Annotated in this window: 17 protein-coding genes and 1 pseudogene; 14 read left to right on the top strand and 4 right to left on the bottom strand. The window is 44.9% G+C overall.

Features of this window, described 5'->3' with window-relative positions; genetic code table 11:
* Positions 1-37: 37 nt before the first annotated feature.
* The 4 genes from E0496_RS10035 (at position 38) to E0496_RS10020 (ending at position 3579) form a co-directional block, all read left to right on the top strand.
* Complete coding sequence (locus E0496_RS10035; RefSeq protein WP_141501767.1) at positions 38-1528, top strand: sugar ABC transporter ATP-binding protein; 1491 nt, start codon at positions 38-40, stop codon at positions 1526-1528.
* Positions 1525-2517: an ABC transporter permease gene (locus E0496_RS10030; RefSeq protein ID WP_141501425.1), complete on the top strand. Its 993-nt coding sequence runs from the start codon at positions 1525-1527 to the stop codon at positions 2515-2517. The genes E0496_RS10035 and E0496_RS10030 overlap by 4 nt, the downstream gene beginning before the upstream one ends.
* Before the next feature lie 146 nt (positions 2518-2663).
* Positions 2664-3155 (top strand): hypothetical protein, encoded by a 492-nt coding sequence (locus E0496_RS10025; protein ID WP_141501424.1) that lies wholly within the window; start codon positions 2664-2666, stop codon positions 3153-3155.
* 88 nt (positions 3156-3243) lie between these two features.
* On the top strand, positions 3244-3579 hold the full coding sequence (locus E0496_RS10020; RefSeq protein WP_338325835.1) for an antibiotic biosynthesis monooxygenase: 336 nt from the start codon (positions 3244-3246) through the stop codon (positions 3577-3579).
* A gap of 123 nt (positions 3580-3702) precedes the next feature.
* Here the strand turns inward: E0496_RS10020 and E0496_RS10015 are convergent, their stop codons facing one another.
* A complete protein-coding gene (locus tag E0496_RS10015; RefSeq protein ID WP_141501422.1) occupies positions 3703-4053 on the bottom strand; it encodes a hypothetical protein in 351 nt (116 codons plus the stop codon).
* Positions 4054-4353: 300 nt separating this feature from the next.
* Between E0496_RS10015 and E0496_RS10010 the strand changes: the two genes are divergently transcribed.
* The 4 genes and pseudogenes from E0496_RS10010 (at position 4354) to E0496_RS36455 (ending at position 8155) form a co-directional block, all read left to right on the top strand.
* Positions 4354-5409, top strand: a complete 1056-nt coding sequence (locus tag E0496_RS10010; protein WP_141501421.1) for an SPFH domain-containing protein — start codon at positions 4354-4356, stop codon at positions 5407-5409.
* Positions 5406-6365 (top strand): NAD(+)/NADH kinase, encoded by a 960-nt coding sequence (locus tag E0496_RS10005; protein WP_141501420.1) that lies wholly within the window; start codon positions 5406-5408, stop codon positions 6363-6365. The genes E0496_RS10010 and E0496_RS10005 overlap by 4 nt, the downstream gene beginning before the upstream one ends.
* Before the next feature lie 521 nt (positions 6366-6886).
* A pseudogene (locus E0496_RS36460) lies at positions 6887-7405 on the top strand (TerD family protein); the annotation flags it as partial.
* An 87-nt stretch (positions 7406-7492) separates the two neighbouring features.
* Positions 7493-8155, top strand: a complete 663-nt coding sequence (locus tag E0496_RS36455) for a vWA domain-containing protein (RefSeq protein WP_241674709.1) — start codon at positions 7493-7495, stop codon at positions 8153-8155.
* Positions 8156-8380: 225 nt separating this feature from the next.
* Here E0496_RS36455 and E0496_RS09995 read toward each other — a convergent pair whose 3' ends face one another.
* A complete protein-coding gene (locus tag E0496_RS09995; RefSeq protein WP_175598034.1) occupies positions 8381-9280 on the bottom strand; it encodes a LysR family transcriptional regulator in 900 nt (299 codons plus the stop codon).
* A gap of 169 nt (positions 9281-9449) precedes the next feature.
* On the opposite strand from E0496_RS09995, the gene E0496_RS09990 reads away from it, so the two are divergent.
* The 3 genes from E0496_RS09990 (at position 9450) to E0496_RS09980 (ending at position 11539) form a co-directional block, all read left to right on the top strand.
* Entirely contained in the window at positions 9450-10058 is a 609-nt protein-coding gene (locus E0496_RS09990; RefSeq protein ID WP_241674668.1) for an acyl-CoA thioesterase, read from the top strand.
* Between the two features lie 71 nt (positions 10059-10129).
* Positions 10130-10342 carry a hypothetical protein gene (locus tag E0496_RS09985; protein WP_141501416.1) on the top strand — a complete coding sequence of 71 codons (213 nt, stop codon included), beginning with the start codon at positions 10130-10132 and terminating at the stop codon, positions 10340-10342.
* A 288-nt stretch (positions 10343-10630) separates the two neighbouring features.
* Positions 10631-11539, top strand: a complete 909-nt coding sequence (locus E0496_RS09980) for a hypothetical protein (RefSeq protein ID WP_141501415.1) — start codon at positions 10631-10633, stop codon at positions 11537-11539.
* A gap of 110 nt (positions 11540-11649) precedes the next feature.
* Here the strand turns inward: E0496_RS09980 and E0496_RS09975 are convergent, their stop codons facing one another.
* The gene (locus E0496_RS09975; protein WP_141501414.1) at positions 11650-11946 is read right to left on the bottom strand and encodes a hypothetical protein; all 297 of its coding nucleotides are present in this window, start codon (positions 11944-11946) and stop codon (positions 11650-11652) included.
* Between the two features lie 398 nt (positions 11947-12344).
* Between E0496_RS09975 and E0496_RS09970 the strand changes: the two genes are divergently transcribed.
* Positions 12345-13334 (top strand): HD-GYP domain-containing protein, encoded by a 990-nt coding sequence (locus E0496_RS09970; RefSeq protein ID WP_161601359.1) that lies wholly within the window; start codon positions 12345-12347, stop codon positions 13332-13334.
* A gap of 48 nt (positions 13335-13382) precedes the next feature.
* On the opposite strand, the gene E0496_RS09965 is transcribed toward E0496_RS09970, so the two are convergent.
* On the bottom strand, positions 13383-13949 hold the full coding sequence (locus E0496_RS09965; RefSeq protein WP_141501412.1) for a DJ-1/PfpI family protein: 567 nt from the start codon (positions 13947-13949) through the stop codon (positions 13383-13385).
* A gap of 168 nt (positions 13950-14117) precedes the next feature.
* Here E0496_RS09965 and pdxR point away from each other — a divergent pair, with 168 nt between their 5' ends.
* Positions 14118-15497, top strand: a complete 1380-nt coding sequence (pdxR, locus tag E0496_RS09960) for a MocR-like pyridoxine biosynthesis transcription factor PdxR (RefSeq protein WP_206669741.1) — start codon at positions 14118-14120, stop codon at positions 15495-15497.
* A gap of 245 nt (positions 15498-15742) precedes the next feature.
* Positions 15743-16345: a DUF6630 family protein gene (locus E0496_RS09955; protein WP_141501410.1), complete on the top strand. Its 603-nt coding sequence runs from the start codon at positions 15743-15745 to the stop codon at positions 16343-16345.
* The last annotated feature ends 33 nt before the right edge of the window (positions 16346-16378 follow it).

The following is a 16378-nucleotide window of genomic DNA, read 5'->3' as shown; positions in this document are numbered from 1 at the left end:
GGGGCTGTTGGCAGACTCGAAGGCAAGCCGTCTGGATATGAAACGGATATCCATTGCCTTTCCAGGCGTCAAGGCGTTAACCGATGTTGACTTTCATACGGAATCCGGCAGGGCCCATGCCTTGATTGGCGCCAATGGCGCTGGGAAATCAACGCTCATGAAGGTGCTAGCCGGCGCATACGACCATTATTCGGGAAGTATCTCTATAGATGGCAAGGATGTGCGGATCAGGACACCGAAGGATGCAAAGGACAATGGCATTCAAGTCGTGTATCAAGAGGTAGACACGGCCTTAATTCCTAATTTGTCAGTAGGCGAAAATATTATGCTTGAGCAGACCGTACACGATATGAAGGGCAAGCATCTCATTAAGTGGAAAAAGCTGCATCAATCTGCGCAAGCCATTTTGGATCGCATGAACGTTAAGGTTTCAACCAGAAAGCTTGTACAGGAGCTGACGCTCGCAGAAAAGCAGATGGTGCTTATCGCACGTTCGGTTTCGAAGCAATGCCGCTTTCTCGTATTAGATGAGCCGACCGCTCCGCTTAGCCATAGCGAGACCGAACAGTTATTTCGATTAATCCGGTTTCTAAAATCGGAAGGCGTCGGTATTATTTTCATCTCTCATCGTCTGCCTGAATTATATGAGATCTGCGACGATATTACGATTATGAGAGATGGCCAGCTTGTCATAAGGGAGCAGCTAGCAAGCGTTGATCAGCATAAAGTCGTCGAATATATGCTTGGCTCTAAGCTCGATGGGCAATTCCCGAGGACGGAGCGAGTCATTGGCGAAAAATGGTTCGAGGTCAAGTCTATGCGTGACAACGATAAAGTTCACGGGGTCGATCTGCATATTCATAAAGGGGAAATCGTGGGGATAGGCGGCTTGGTAGGCGCAGGCAAGACCGAGCTTTGCCGCGCATTGTTCGGAGCTGCACCGGATGCTTCCGGCGAGCTCTACATGAACAACAGACGGCTGAGAGTACAGTCACCGTATCAGGCAGTGAAAAACGGGCTGGCGCTAGTCCCGGAAGAGCGCAGACGCGAAGGCGTCTTTGTAGAGGAATCGGTAGGCGTTAATCTGACAGCGGCTATTTTGTCCCGTTTCACAAGCTTGGGTCCGTGGCTTAGCAAATCCAAAGAAAAGAATGCGTCTGGGGAGCTGATTCGAAGCCTAGGCATCAAGACACCAAATGAGCATGCCAAGGTGAAAAATCTCTCAGGCGGGAACCAGCAGAAGGTTGCTATTGGCAAATGGCTCCTTGCGGACGCAGATGTTTATATTTTCGACGAACCGACCAAAGGGGTAGATGTGGGAGCGAAGCGGGACATCTATGAGCTTGTATCTGAACTTGCGAGTCGCGGAAAGTGTATCCTGTACGCTTCCAGCGAAATGTCGGAGATGATCGGCATTACGGATCGCATTTATGTCATGTACGATGGTTACGTCATTAAAGAGCTGGAAACACGCAATACGAATGAGGAAGAGATATTGCTATACAGTACTGGAGGCTTGTTGACATGAAAGCTGCCGAACCTGTTCGGGAGAAAAAAACGTTTCAGCTCGTAGATTTTTTATATAAATACGGCACCTTAATTACCATATTGCTGCTAATAGCTGCCTTTGGTGCGATGACAGATAACTTCTTGAGTACGGCTAATATTATTAACATTTTACGCTCTATCTCAATCGTAACGATCATTGCCATTGGACTAACGGTATCCTTGGCGGTAGGAGGTTTTGATCTCTCCGTAGGCTCCGTTGCTTCTCTTGCCAATGCCATTGTGATTTCGATGTATGTGTGGCATGGACAGAGCTTTGGCCTTGGAATCGCAGTGACGATCGTCTTTTGCCTTGTCGTGGGGGTCATTAATGCTTTCTTAGTCATTAATTTTAAAATCCAGGACATGCTGATGACGCTGGCTACGATGTTCGTATTTCAAGGCGTTGCGCTCACTTATACGAGAGGCGCTACCATATCACAAAATATGGTGATGCCAAGCGGCGAATTTGCGACCGGTCAAATTCCTAAGATTTTTGGAAAGCTAGGACAGGTCCCTTGGATTATCATTATCATGCTGCTCATCGTTGCTGCTGTTCATTTGTTCCTTACCTATACAAAGCATGGCAGGTATATGTATATGATCGGCGGAAACCAGGAAGCGGCTAAGCTCTCAGGCATAGCAGTAAGCAGATACCGACTGACTGCGTATTTAATTTCTGCCCTCTTTGCAACGATTGGGGGCATTGTGCTGGGCGCCCGCGTCATGAATGCTGAGGTTAATGCCGGTGGACCATACCTTATGGATGCCGTTGCAGCTGCCTTTATCGGTTATTCCGTCCTTGGAGCGGGTAAGCCGAATGCGTTCGGCACGTTTGCAGGCGCTGTGTTAATCGGGATTTTATCCAATGGGTTGATCATGCTATCCGTTCCGTATTATGCAATGGATATAGTGAAAGGTTCTGTCCTCGCACTTGCACTGGCTATTACTTATTACAAACGCAAGCACTAAATAAGTATCTGACCGCCGCACAAGCTATGGCTTGGGCGGCTTTGTTTTATCCTCCGCCTTTAGGCGGAGGAAGAATCCAACCAAGGCGTGAGTGTTTGGCAGCGGGAATATGTGAAAATGAAGGAAGGTATGTAGGAGGTGCGCAAGTGAAGGAATTAATAGGTTATCGCGGGATTATCGAAAAGCCATATGAAGAGGTTGTCCGTTACATGTCTGCAATGCCTACCGGACGGATTAAAGCGAGTCAAATCCCGCTTCTCCTTATGGGTGCTGAGGGTGCGGACGAAATATTGCGGGTTAAAGGGGGGCCTCAGCTTTTTACGGTATATACAGGTGAGGAAGGCGTAGAAATCCGTATCGCTTATCTGGATATCGATGCTGCAAACGGGCATTTCTCCGTATTTGGCGGCTGGTGGTATCGCAATGATTATGAACTAAAGCCGCATGCCAAAGGCTGTGAGGTGCGTTACTCCGTAGCGAATGCTGCCACTCCGCTAAGCCGGTGGCTGGTGCCGCTGCTGAAAGAATACAGGGGGCTGCGCAATGAGAAGCGGACAGGTCGCATGATGCGCTCATTCGACGATTGGGTTAGCCTTTTGGCGGTAAGGCTGCAATGCAAGGCTTACCGAACCGAATAGTTAGAAGAGAGAGCGAGCAAAGCTATTTGACATTGATTATCGTTAAATTTTATGGGAGATGACGGGAGGCGTGGCAGTGTTTATTCAAATGAGAACCATTGTAGTAGAAACGGGAAACTCTCAGACGGTTGTTGATAATTTTAGCAAAGAGGGCCATATTGACGGAATGGAAGGCTTAATTGATATTCATGTCATGGTGAACCGAAAAGCAAAGGATTCGGAGGAAATCGTGATTATGATACGCTGGGAATCCGAAGAAGCCTGGAAAAATTGGGAGAAGAATCCCGTTCATATCGCAGGACACCAGAACAGAAGAAATGAGGAAGGCCCTACTTATATCATTGATTCTTCCGTTAACATGTACAATGTTCATAAAATCAAAGAGGGTACCTTCAGCAAAGCAGAGGCTGGGATAAATAAGTAGCCGAGTGAACGAATAAGTGTCGAATCGAATAGATTCTCTTAACTATAGCTATATTCATTTGAATTACATTTAGAAACGAAAAAACCGCTGACGATCGTCAACGGTTTTTTAGCGTTTGTTCAATTAATAACAATAATAACGTTCCCAAAGCTTGTAAGAATCGTCTTTGTTCTTGTCCCACCAACAGATCTCGTCCCACCAGTTATCATTATGATCAAACCAGTCAAACCAGCTCTTGGAGTTCCAATCCTTGTCTGGCTTTGGAGCGTTCGAAGAATTGGAATGATTGTTGTTGTTGTTGTTGTTATTGTTATTGTTGTTGCTCTTAGTATTGCTAAAAATAGATAAAATGCTGGAAATCAGACTTTTCTTATTGCTTGAAGATTCAGAGTTGGAAGCTGCAAATGCGGTAGCCGGGACAATACATACGCTGATTAATAAGGTTAGACAGATCATTTTCTTGAGCATGGACATGACACTAACACCTCCCCCGACACGGCATGAATTGCGAACAAATTGTTCGTTATAAAGAATTTTATAATAAATTAGTCCTTTTGTAAACGAATGAATTGATATTTTATGGATATTTAGTAGCGGGGCTTTAGCCGTAGATGATCTAAGTTTGAGTCAGGATCATTTGTAAGTGTGCACCAATTGAACCGATTCGATAATCTCATGTTGATATTATCGAATTTTGATGTTATCGTATTGATAATATCAAAACGACTAATAAAAATTCCGACCCATCATCTGAATGAAAGCGAGGTTTTTGCCATGTTTGGATTAAAATTTGTAAAGTTTCAGCCTAGTGATTATGTCCTTAAAATTAAAAACGGAAAAGTCGTCGAAGAGGGGATTGGACTTTCCTTCTACTACTATGAGCCGACGACCTCGGTCGTTGTCGTGCCGGTATCCTCCATAGACGTACCGTTTATGTTTGAAGAAATCACTCATGATTATCAGACGGTCACAGTTCAGGGACAGCTAACCTATCGCATCGTCGATTACAAGAAGACGACAGAAATTTTGAATTATACGTACAATCTGAGAAAAAGGGCTTATTTGTCGGATGATCCAAGCAAGCTTGCCCAGCGAGTCATCAACATTGTTAAGGTCATGATTAAGAAACAGCTGGAGAAGATGCCCTTGCAGGATGCGATCAAATCCAGCGAACAATTGGTCGAAGTCACAACGCGTGAGGTCAAGGGCAGCGAGGATATTGCGAAGCTTGGCATTGAGATCATGAGCCTGTCCGTGCTGGCTATTCTGCCGAACAAAGAAACGATGCGTGCGCTTGAAGCGAAGGCGCGAGAGGAGATTTTGCGCGAAGCGGATAAAGCGTTATATGAGCGCCGGAATGCCTCGATCGAGCAGGAAAGACGGGTTAAGGAAAACGAGTTGAGCACGGAGATTGCGGTCGAGACGAAGAAAAAGCAAATTCGGGAAACCCAGCTAGACGCGGAGCGCTTAGTGAAGCAGAAGCAAAATGAAATGAAGGAGGAGCAGCTTCTCTTTGATACGGATCTGGAAGAGAAGAAGAAATCCTTAATAGAGCTGGCTATCGCGAACAAGAATGCCGAGGCTGATGCGAAAGCGTATGAGCTGGGAGCGCTTATGGGATCGATGAGCGGCATTGAGCCGCATGTTCTTCAGGCAATGGCTAATATGGGAATGGAACCGAACAAACTCATTGCTATAGCTTTCCAGGATATTGCTGACAAAGCGGAGAAGATTGGCCAGTTGAACATTACGCCAGATCTTCTGCAAGGTTTGATGTCAACCACAGCAACGACGGCTGGAACAAGCACTCGCGGAGGTGCGGGACGATGAATGATGGCGCTCTTCACCAGAAAGTGATACTAATCAAGCGCAAAACCAGGCTTGAGGAGCTCGTTGTTCGTTATAATACAATCCAGCAGGCGCAGTTCTATATTGAACGACTTGGTGCCGATTTTCGCGATTATGTAGAGGAGGACGAACGATACAGTAAAGCAGTTGCCTATGCCGCTGCTGAGCTGAACGCTTACGGTCGGGTACAGGTTCTGGACCGGGAGCATGTTCCCAATTTTATATTTGGCAAGCAGGATATGGTCGTTGTGATCGGGCAAGACGGACTTGTAGCGAACACGCTAAAATATTTAAGAGAGCAGCCGTTAATTGGCGTTAATCCGGACCCGTTGCGGTGGGACGGAGTGCTGCTGCCCTTTACGGTTAAAGATTTAAAAATGATCGTACCCGATGTCATCCGCAGGCGCAGGCCGATCAAGGAAGTGACGCTTGCCAAGGCAGAGCTGAATGACGGCCAGTGCTTATATGGCGTAAATGATTTGTTCGTTGGCCGAAAAACCCACGTATCCGCCCGTTATCAGCTTGAGCTCAGCGGTAGAATGGAGCAGCAATCTTCCAGTGGCATTATCGTATCAACGGGGCTCGGCTCCACAGGCTGGTTCAAAAGCGTTCTTGCCGGGGCAAAGGGGATTATAAGGAGCACAACCAATCAGAACTTTACGTTATCACCTGAGGCGATAAATAGTTCGGAGGAGGGTTTTCATTGGAATTCCCCATATCTTTATTTTACAGTCAGAGAACCATTTCCGAGCCAAACAACGGATGCTGAATTGGTGTTTGGGAAGATCGAGGAACGGAGACCGCTTCGGATTACGTCGCAAATGCCGGAAAACGGGGTTATATTCAGCGATGGAGTGGAGAGCGATTTTCTGGAATTCAATTCCGGTGTGGAGGCAACGATTGGCCTTGCGGAAAATAAAGGGCATTTGGTCATATAGGGCTTACAGGACCAGCGAAAGCAGGATGGCTTGATTATTCAAGCAGTCAGAAGAATATAAAGTCTAAGGCTCGAACTAAATTTAGACTAATCTAAAACAGACTGCATAAAGAAGAGGTGCAATATGAAGTCCACGGCTGCCGCTGTTTTTATAGTTGGTGTCAGTCTAATACTTACTTGTTTTCTATACAAGCCGCCCTGCTTTGATCGTAAATCGTTTCCGGTTGAAGGCAGTCTACTCTCTGAACGCTAATGAAAGGTATCTGGAACGTTCCCAAACCATGGCCAGCAGCATGGAATGTTGGGCACAGTTAGCGGGGCAACGTTTAATTGCGATGATGTTGACGGCCTTCGTTACGCTGATATCAGCCCCATGGCTTGCCCGGATGTTTGCGTCTTTGGTATAGCCATTTCTTACTATTTGAAGATTAGGTATAATAATAGATACGTTTCCTAATTCATACAGGGTTGGATTGAAGCACTCTAGAATTGAACAGTTGATAAAGAATTGGAGTTGAATTTATGCTGCTATTAAGAGGCCAGAAAGCAGACGTAACCAAAGGCCGCGAGCTGACATCCATTAGCTTGCAGTTTGGTTGGTCGGTTGATCATTCATCCATGAGTATTGACGCTGCAGCATTTCTGCTTTCGGATCTAAGCCGCTGCGAAGAAGATGAGGATTTTATTTTTTACGGTAATCCGGTAGCCCGCGATGGTTCTGTGTCACATGCAGTTGCTCCGTATCCAGCAGACAAGGAGTCCGTAACGATCGCATTGAATCGTCTGCAGGATAACACGTCAAAAATTGCGTTTACCGTGACGATTCATGAAGGAGAACGCCGAAGTCACTTTATGCAGGACGTATCCGGCATGTATATAAGGCTTCTTGATGCAAGAACGGGAGAAGAATTGTTTCGTTACGAGTACGGCTCCGAATTCACGAAGGAAACAGCGGTTGTTGTGGGTGAATTGTATAGGCATAACGGAGAATGGAAATTCAATGCCATCGGCAGTGGATTTTATGGGGGCCTAGAAGCATTGTGCACAAGCTTTGGGCTCGAGATTGAGGCCCATGAAGTTGAGGCGGCAGCAGCGGTTGAATGGGCAGAAGAGACGGCTCTAACGCCTATCGATTTGCGCAAGAAGATCGTTCAAATCACCTTGGAGAAGAAAAAACTAACCCATGTCGAAGCCAGAGTCGGAATCGTGCTGGATATTACGGGGTCTATGCAAACCTTGTACAAAAATGGCACGGTTCAGGAAGTTGTAGAGCGAATATTGGCTGTAGCCTCTAAATTTGATGATAACGGGGCTTTGGACGTATGGGTATACGATACACATTTTAGCAGATTGCCGTCCGTGACGGAGCGGGATTTTAAAGATTATGTACAAAATCAAATTTTAAACAATGCAGCGATTCATAAGTTTGGCCGCAACAATGAACCTCCGGTCATGGAAGATGTCATCCGCAAATATACCGTTGAAGAAGATAGCGGCGTTCCCGTATTTATTATTTTTATTAATGATGGCGGGGTTGTAAAACCAATAAAGAAGGTCATTACGGCAGCTGCGGTTCAGCCGATCTTTTGGCAGTTCGTGGGTATTGGGCATTCTGACTTTGAAGTGCTAAAGCAGCTGGATACGATGGAAGGGAGAATCGTTGACAACGCGAACTTCTTCCATTTGGACGATATTGCCGCAACCTCAGATGAAATGCTGTATGATCAGCTTTTGCATGAATTCCCCAGCTGGCTTAAGGCTGCGGAAGACAAGCGAATCATTAGGCGCTAACTTTATTTCTCTTTTGAAGCTGCACAGGAGCGCCTCTCCAACCGGCTGCTCCTGAATCCCTCGCAAGCATGGAATCGATTTGGAGGTTCCACCCATTCTGTCCAAAGAACTCCACTTATGAGTCATTTCGCTTTGCCCCCAGTTAAGCCACTTTATCCTCTACGTTCTCGTAGCTTTCAACATTTAAACCCTATTTCAAATGTGAATGGAATTTATTACCAATGTTTACGACTTATGGATGATGGCTAGCTCGCTTTCGGAAAACCGAATCCATTCGCGGGAGGCGAAGGATAAATATTTATCTTTACGCCAAATCATCGACAGCTGCCATGGGATAGCAGGCTGAACGATGGGAATGGAAGCGCAGCGCAGCGGGTCAAGCTGCCCGCAAATGCCTTCAGGCAGAAGCGTGATCCCGTATTTGGCAGCGACCATCTCTGTCATAAAGTCCCACTGCGAGCTTTCAAAGACGATTTTTGGTTCAAATCCTGCAGCTTCGCATCGCTCCTTGATCAAGTGGTGAATGGTAAAGTCGTTCCGGAACATGATGAAGCGCTCGTGCTGAAGCTGATGCATTTGAATGAATGAACTAGACGCAAGCTCATGATTAGCATGAACGACAAGATGCAAGTTTTCATGAATGCAAGGGAGAATATGGTACCGCTCCATATCCTTGACTGGAAGGATAACCATGCTGAAATCCAGCTCGCCCTGAAGCAAGTCCTGCTCCATTCTTTTGCCGCCCTGTTCAATGACCTGTAACTTGATTTGTGGATAATGGGTTAAAAATTTCTCGATGATCGTTGGCAAGAAATAGCTGCCGACCATCGGAGGGATACCGAGCCGAAGCGTTCCTTTCTTTAAAGACACGACCTCCTCCAGTTCACTCGACATATGGTCAAACGACTGGATGATATGTTTCGCTGAACGAAGGATGGTTACGCCGGCATCGGTTAGTTCAATCTGCTTCGACGACCGGTCAATGAGCTGCACACCTAGATCCTCCTCCAGCATGCGAACCATTTTGGAGAGGGAGGGCTGTGTGATGTGAAGCGTCCGGGCTGCCTGGGTGAAGCTGCCTGCTTCAGCTACGGCAACAAAATAATTCAAATGTTTAAGGTCCATCAGACAGGCTCCTTCTAAGCATGCCAGCAGGTCGTACTGCTAGTGTTGCCATGTCATGTATAGTGAAAAGGAATGAAAACTATGCGATATATGTATTTTACCTATATGTCGAGCGGGTGTAAACTTATCGGTGTCCAGAAATTAAATAGAAATAAGGTGTACCATGATTATGATGGAAAAACTTAATATACCGCTTGACTCAAGACCCGCTTCTGCTTCACTGACAATAAAAGAATCGATAGTGCTGCCTCCCGATACGAACCATCATGGAACCATTTTCGGGGGCAAGCTCATGGCATATATTGATGATGTAGCAACGATTGCTGCAACCAAGCACGCTCGTCGTCCTGTCGTAACAGCTTCAACCGACTCGGTAGATTTTCTCCATCCAGTCAGAAAAGGGGATGCGGTCAGTTTATCGGCTTTCGTTACCTGGTCGCACAAAACCTCAATGGAGGTTTTCGTTCGAGTCGTGACCGAAGATTTGCTGACTGGCGGCCGCAAAGTATGCGCCACCTCATTTTTAACCTTCGTAGCCTTAGGCGAGGATGACAAACCGGCGGTTGTTCCAAGTGTTATTGCGGAATCGGCAGAGGAGCGACTGCTGTTCCAGACTGCGCCTGAGCGCAAAGAAGCCCGTCGTATTCGTAGGCAGGAGAGCAAGCATTTTGCCAACTTTATGGGAACAGATGATGCCTTTAAGGAACCAAGGGTGCAAGCCGTCCCGCAGCATTCTATCAATAAGGGGTATGAATCGGCTTGGTGCGCGGAATGGTAATGAAATAAATAGGGATAACCTGTAGCTGCATATCATTCATAGAGGTGATTTTTTTTCAAAAGGAGCACACCATGAATGCAATAGGGAGAGCTGTAATCAAGCTTCTAGCAGTGTTATTCACGTTGTTGTTTATCATTCCTGCCATTTTGTTTTCGATTTTAGTGCTGGGTATGACAGAATCATGGCAATCGGGAACGGTCATGCTGGCAACATCCATCCTTCTGCTTATTATTGTGGATTTACAGGCCAAAAGATATCCACGTGGCCAGCGACAAAAAAAATAAATCTCATGTTGCCAGCGATTTTTCCGAATGGGAAAGCTGGGAAAGAGGTAGGTGTGAGAAGATTCCACCACCTCTGAGCGCCCTCTATGATGATCTTCGGGAACAGGATCTAGAAACCGAAATCGTATACCGAACCATTGTTGGCGCTGATGCCGGAACACACTCAAAGACTGGCCGAGGAACGGGTAAGGAAAATAATACCACCCCTTATTAAAGAATCTTAATGACATCTTCCCCCTAATATTCGTTAAGATATGCGAATGATAAACATATAGGGGGAGAAGCGAAATGGGGAAAAAAAGATGTTTGTTCTGCTCGGAGTTTGTCACTATGGAAGAAAACAACGGTTATGAGGTTTATGTAAACTGTCTTTGCTCGCCTCAAGGCTCATATCGATTGCAAAGCGCAAGCTATGATACGATAAATTCATCTTCTTACCTAATAAAGAGTAAAAGATTTCCGATTGTTTCGGCTTACCTGCGCGAGCGTTCCGAATCAGGAGAACGCATTACATTAGCTGCAGAGGACATGGCGGAGATTGAGAACTTAGTCAGTATTCCTGTAACTATTGAGCAAAAGGAAGTGCGCTTACTGCAGTATTTGTACAAAAAATCCGAAGGACCAGGGGAAGCTGTAGTCATTCATCCTTTGACTCAAAATTATAACCTGACTTATTCGCCTAATATGCAAGAGCTTGTGTATATTATTGAGAAGCTGCGAGAGAGCCAACTGATTATAAGAGAAGGCATGACTTTTAAGCTTACGGAGAAAGGGTGGGACGTGGCTGCCGCTAGCTCGGATGGCGGGAAGACTAAGGATTGTTTTATTCTGCTTGCTGAGGATGAGGAGTTGCGAAGTGAATGGACTCAGCAAGTCTTTCCGAAAATGGAGCAATGCGGCTATTCGCCAAGGTTGTTTCAGCAAACCGAAACAGAGAGACGAGAAAATCACACCTTAGAGCAAATATTAGAGAGCAAGCTTGTTATTGCTGATTTAACCAACCATTCCCCAGAGGTCTATTTTGCGGCAGGTTATGCGCTAAGCCAAAATATTCCGGTGACCTGGACAATCAAACGGAGTTCAGTCGATGTGGTGCTCGTAAAATCTCATCCGATTCGTCCATTCGTTTGGGATAAAGCAGAGGACTTAGCGGTAATGCTTCAGCAGAAACTAAGCCATAAGGGAACGGCTTCCTAGATCTAGGGAATTAATTTGGACATAATAATAGCAACAAAAAAACACATGTGCCATGTGTTTTTTTGTTTAGGGAATTGTATTGCATAAGTGAAGTAAGTCAAAATGTGGATCTAACTGCACATGGCAGCAGGCTTTAAAGCTGCGTTGAAGGCAGCGCGATTTTCCCATAAAAAAGAGTGAACTTGGCTTGGTTCCTCGAAAAAGAGTTCAGCTTCATCCCTGTAATCTTCTCCTAATCCGTGTACACTGTAACGGTCCTCGTCATAACCCATCAAAGTCCACTGCCCTCCGCGTTTGCGATCGGAAAACACAAGATAAAATTTCTTTCCAGCAGCATCCCATTGCGCCAAATCACTAAAGCTTTCCAAAATCATTGTAATATCCGTTTTTTTCTTGATCAGCATCATCCATCTCCTCTTTCTTTTTCCAATCGAATTGGAATACTTTATCATTCACTTGCATAGGGACAAATCAAGAATAACGGATATTAGTAAAAAAGTATGTCAAATATTCGTCGAGATTTATAAGAAGATTTGGCGAGAAATGCCGAAAATAAAGACGGTTTACATACATTGTCAATTCACGCATTGAAATGATTGCGGACAACCTTTATTATACAAGTTATAATATAGAAGCTTACTAAGCTTGAGCATCTTAAAAACAGGAGAATCATATGAACATTTAAATTGACAAGCATTTTGATGTGGATCAAGGAAATGATGAATGTTTAATCAATGGCTGAGGTAATAAAGAAATAGGCGGAACATGTGTTTTATGTTGGATGAACAGGATGGGAGAGACAAGCATGAAGGATGAATGGAAAAGATGCAAAGAGGAGCCCGAGTTTTGTCCGGTTTCCTATAAGCGGGACGGTCGAATGTTCTGGAGTTTGTTTTTACTGAGCGGATTTACGGCAATTGGCTTAAATTTTGTATTCGAATCAGAACTGCTCCTGATGCTTTATGCCTTTCCGATTGTATTTTTGGCGATGCTTCAGCTCACGATTCCGCAGTTTGCAATCTCAGGAATTTTGCTTTTGAGCTCCATTGTTTTGCTTAATCCGATTAGCGGCATTTTGTTGTCAGTTACAGCTGCTTATGCGCTGCTCATTCTAATCGTAAAGCGTATCGTATGGGTCTCACAGCAGCACTTTAATGAGAAGACAAACCAAGAAGATATGCTGATGAGCACGATGTTCTCTTTAGCCAAAACGATTGATGCACGCGATCATTATACCTCTTATCATTCGAATAACGTTGCTGAGTACGCAAGGAGCATCGCAAAGGAAATGAGATTGCCTTCGCGCGAGGTCGATTCTATTTACTTGGCTGGGCTCATTCACGATATCGGAAAAATCGGCACACCGGATCTCATTTTGCACAAGGAGAGCCGGTTGACCGATGAAGAATATGATATTATGAAGCAGCACTCCGAAGCGGGGTATCAAATTGTTAAAGATATGAAGAGGCTCAAGGACCTTGGGGTAGCAGATATGGTCCGCTTTCATCATGAGCGACCGGATGGCAAGGGTTACCCGCGCGGTATGAAAGGTGAGGAAATTCCGCTTGGCGCACGTATTATCGGAGTTGCTGATGCCTTTGATGCCATGACAACGAATAGATCCTACCGACAAAAGCTGTCTGCGGATACGGCAGCAGAGGAGCTGGCCAGGTACAGTGGTTCCCAGTTTGACCCGGCTGCAACTAAAGCATTTCTAGCTGTACTTGTGCGAGAGGGCAAGCTGACAGCTGAGTCTAATAGACGTACCGCCGCACAAGTGGCCATAGCGAATTAAGAACAAAGCCATCCTGCTTATGGGATGGCTTTGCTGCAACTTAAATCGTTAAAGGTTGTAATAAGGATAGTCCATATATCGTTGTACCTCCTTAGCTATTTCTTTATTTGTGATAGACTCAATAAAAAACAATCCCAAATCGATCGATGCTGTAATGCCTCCCCCAGTCACAATATCGCCATCCCGCATAGCGCGGACGCTAACGACTTCTTTGCAATAAGGTTTTACTAGATCTAAAGCTAATGGGTTGGTAGTGATTGTTTTATTTTTAGTGAATCCAGCGGCACCGAGCAGAAGCGCTCCTGTGCATACTGACACTTTGTACTCTACGGCAATTGCAGTTCTGATCCAGTTCATAAAAATAATGTCGTGAATTAATTCTCTAGTGGCTTTGCCACCTGGAATAAAGATCAAGTCATACGAAGCCAGATTTGGCATGACACGGTCTATGTTGATGCTCATCCCTCGATCATCTTTAATCTTTCTTTCATTCGAACAAAAGTCCCAAGTTAGATTTTCCATTAAATTAAGTTTCTTTAACCAAGTCACTGCATTATGAAATCCTGCAAAATCTAAAGTTGTCATATCGTCAAATAAAATAAAGGCCATTTTCATCTTTTGATCTCCTTGTTACTTTTATTTAATAACCAAGATGCTGTTATTTATGATAAAGTTTATAACGAGATTGACCTGATAATAAGGATTAGATTCAATATTTATTCCAAGGTCAGATGAGGAGGGTGCCATATCGAGCTGGCTATTACGTTTCACGCTTACGAACCTTTGTATTTGCAATTATATCTTCATATACGTTCCTTAATTCAAGAGGGAATCTTGCAAGACGGTATGAAGCTGCCATCCATCCGCTCGCTTAAGCAACAATTAAACATAAGCAAAACGACAATTGAGACGGCCTATCATCTTTTATTGGAGGAAGGTTATGTGGCTAGCAAAGAGAGGTCCGGTTTAGTTGTTATCAATCCGAGTGTCCTGCTTGCAACAAATCCTGCTACAATGTCTGCCAGCCTCAAATCGGAAGAGTACAGTACCGAAATAATGGAGACGGATAAGAAAACTCTCATTGATTTCAGTCTATTGACGGTGGACGGTGATTCCTTCCCGATCCGTATTTGGAAGTCCATAGCAGGAGAAGCCCTTTCACAAAATAGTCAATTCATTCACCAATATGGCGATCCACGGGGTGAATATACCTTGAGAACCAGCTTGGCGCAGTATTTACAGCATTCACGAGGCGTAGTATGTTCTCCTGAACAGATCGTCGTTGGGAATGGCATTTCCTATAGCATTCAGCTGCTTTCCAGACTGTTGGAGGGAGAAACAAGCGTCGGAATCGAGAAGGCTGGCATTGCTCAAGTGAGACAAGCATTTGAACAAAACGGGCTTCATCCCATTCCCGTATCCATGCAGACGGGCAAGCAATTGGAAGAAGAATGTTCATGTCATGACCTTCGCACTCTGTACGTTACACCTTCACACCGTCCGACTGGAGAGCCATTGCCCTACGGGATCAGACAGGAATTGCTGCATTGGGCCGCAGAGAATAAAGGGTATATCATTGAGGATGATTATGATGGGGAGCTTCGGCTGTCAGGCAAACCGATCCCCTCGCTTCAAGGTTTGGACAAAAAAGGCGTTGTCATCTATATTGGATCCTTCTCAAAGGTATTCACGCCTGCTTTGCGCATAAATTATATGGTCTTGCCTACCAAGTTATTATTTAAATTGCAAACGTTGGATAAGATGTTAACTCCCCCTTCGCGAATTGACCAATGGGCAATGCAATTGTTTATTTCACGTGGTCATTGGTATCGGCATTTGAGACGAATGCGAAAAATATATCGGCTGAAGCATGATGCACTCGTCCAACTAATCAAAGACGTTATGCCAGATTCCGTACAAGTTGAAGCAAGTGGCTCAGGCTTGCATCTTGAATTATCTATATCGGCTAATTGCAGTGCGGAAGAGCTGATCGAATTAGCTCGGAAAGAAGGCGTACTCGTATATGGCAGCCAAGACTTATCTGGAAACACCTTTGGCAGCAAGGCCAAGGTTTACGTAGGTTTTGGAGGAGTAAGAGAGAAAGAAATGGAAATCGGCTTGCAGTTATTAAGAAAAGCCTGGATGCCGGTTTTACTAAATTGACTATACAGCTTTTAACATGACAAATTAAACCGATCATAAGGCTTATTGTCATATGGAAGCCGATGGGATAAAATTTAGAAAAGGTTTTTAAACGTGGGAACAATAAGCGTTCCATCGCTGTGAATTGACGCAGGCACCCACACAGGGTGCCTTTTTGCATTTTTTTAATAAGAAATTAAACGGAAGATTACCTTAAACCATAGAACAAAGGACATGAATATCTTTTGAACTGGAGGCATGATTGAATGGGTATATTTGATTTTTTTCGAAAAAAGAGGTTAAGCAAGGATGAGCCACTTGATTCTAGCGATGGACTATATAGGAACGAAGAGGAACGGCACGAAGGGCTGCTTACGCTCAGCCGCAAATTATCATCTGGTAATGAAGACGTTGTTCTTGAAGTTAAAGAGTCACTGCTGTCACCACTCGCCTATTGCGAGAAATGGCAGGATCGGCTTGATGATCGTGGAATTAGTGCGCCGTTCGAAGAGCTTTCGTGGATTGCAATGGTAGATGCACTAATAGAAGAGCGTATGGCGGAAGAGGTGGACTGGAAATCAGAGAGCACTACCATTTTGTACACGACCAGAAAATTAATCGCACGCAAGCAGCTCTTGCCGCAAGATATGGATTGGTCCGAATTTGATTTTATTGAAGAACTGCCTACTGCCGAAGCACTGGAACTTATGAAAAACAAGCTTAAGCACTTCGATATTGCTCTTGCATGCTTGGATATCAACAGCGACTCTTATGTTCTAATTACCGTGCCATTTGAGGAGCTGGTTGGGATCAAACGTCTGGCTTCCAAGGCCGGTTATCAAATCGCAGACCATTTTGCCAGCTCATAAAACAGTTGTAGGAGGCTCATGATGAAGGATAGA

The organism is Paenibacillus luteus, from assembly GCF_006542765.1.
Classification (GTDB): domain Bacteria; phylum Bacillota; class Bacilli; order Paenibacillales; family Paenibacillaceae; genus Pristimantibacillus; species Pristimantibacillus luteus.
Note: the sequence above shows the minus strand (reverse complement) of the source record. Positions and strands in the feature narration are given on the sequence as shown.

Coding starts and splice junctions, on each gene's coding strand:
- E0496_RS10035 (WP_141501767.1), top strand. CDS start 38: ATGAAACGGATATCCATTGCCTTTCCAGGCGTCAAGGCGTTAACCGAT.
- E0496_RS10030 (WP_141501425.1), top strand. CDS start 1,525: ATGAAAGCTGCCGAACCTGTTCGGGAGAAAAAAACGTTTCAGCTCGTA.
- E0496_RS10020 (WP_338325835.1), top strand. CDS start 3,244: ATGAGAACCATTGTAGTAGAAACGGGAAACTCTCAGACGGTTGTTGAT.
- E0496_RS10015 (WP_141501422.1), bottom strand. CDS start 4,053: ATGTCCATGCTCAAGAAAATGATCTGTCTAACCTTATTAATCAGCGTA.
- E0496_RS10010 (WP_141501421.1), top strand. CDS start 4,354: ATGTTTGGATTAAAATTTGTAAAGTTTCAGCCTAGTGATTATGTCCTT.
- E0496_RS10005 (WP_141501420.1), top strand. CDS start 5,406: ATGAATGATGGCGCTCTTCACCAGAAAGTGATACTAATCAAGCGCAAA.
- E0496_RS09995 (WP_175598034.1), bottom strand. CDS start 9,280: ATGGACCTTAAACATTTGAATTATTTTGTTGCCGTAGCTGAAGCAGGC.
- E0496_RS09990 (WP_241674668.1), top strand. CDS start 9,450: ATGATGGAAAAACTTAATATACCGCTTGACTCAAGACCCGCTTCTGCT.
- E0496_RS09985 (WP_141501416.1), top strand. CDS start 10,130: ATGAATGCAATAGGGAGAGCTGTAATCAAGCTTCTAGCAGTGTTATTC.
- E0496_RS09980 (WP_141501415.1), top strand. CDS start 10,631: ATGGGGAAAAAAAGATGTTTGTTCTGCTCGGAGTTTGTCACTATGGAA.
- E0496_RS09975 (WP_141501414.1), bottom strand. CDS start 11,946: ATGATGCTGATCAAGAAAAAAACGGATATTACAATGATTTTGGAAAGC.
- E0496_RS09970 (WP_161601359.1), top strand. CDS start 12,345: ATGAAGGATGAATGGAAAAGATGCAAAGAGGAGCCCGAGTTTTGTCCG.
- E0496_RS09965 (WP_141501412.1), bottom strand. CDS start 13,949: ATGAAAATGGCCTTTATTTTATTTGACGATATGACAACTTTAGATTTT.
- E0496_RS09955 (WP_141501410.1), top strand. CDS start 15,743: ATGGGTATATTTGATTTTTTTCGAAAAAAGAGGTTAAGCAAGGATGAG.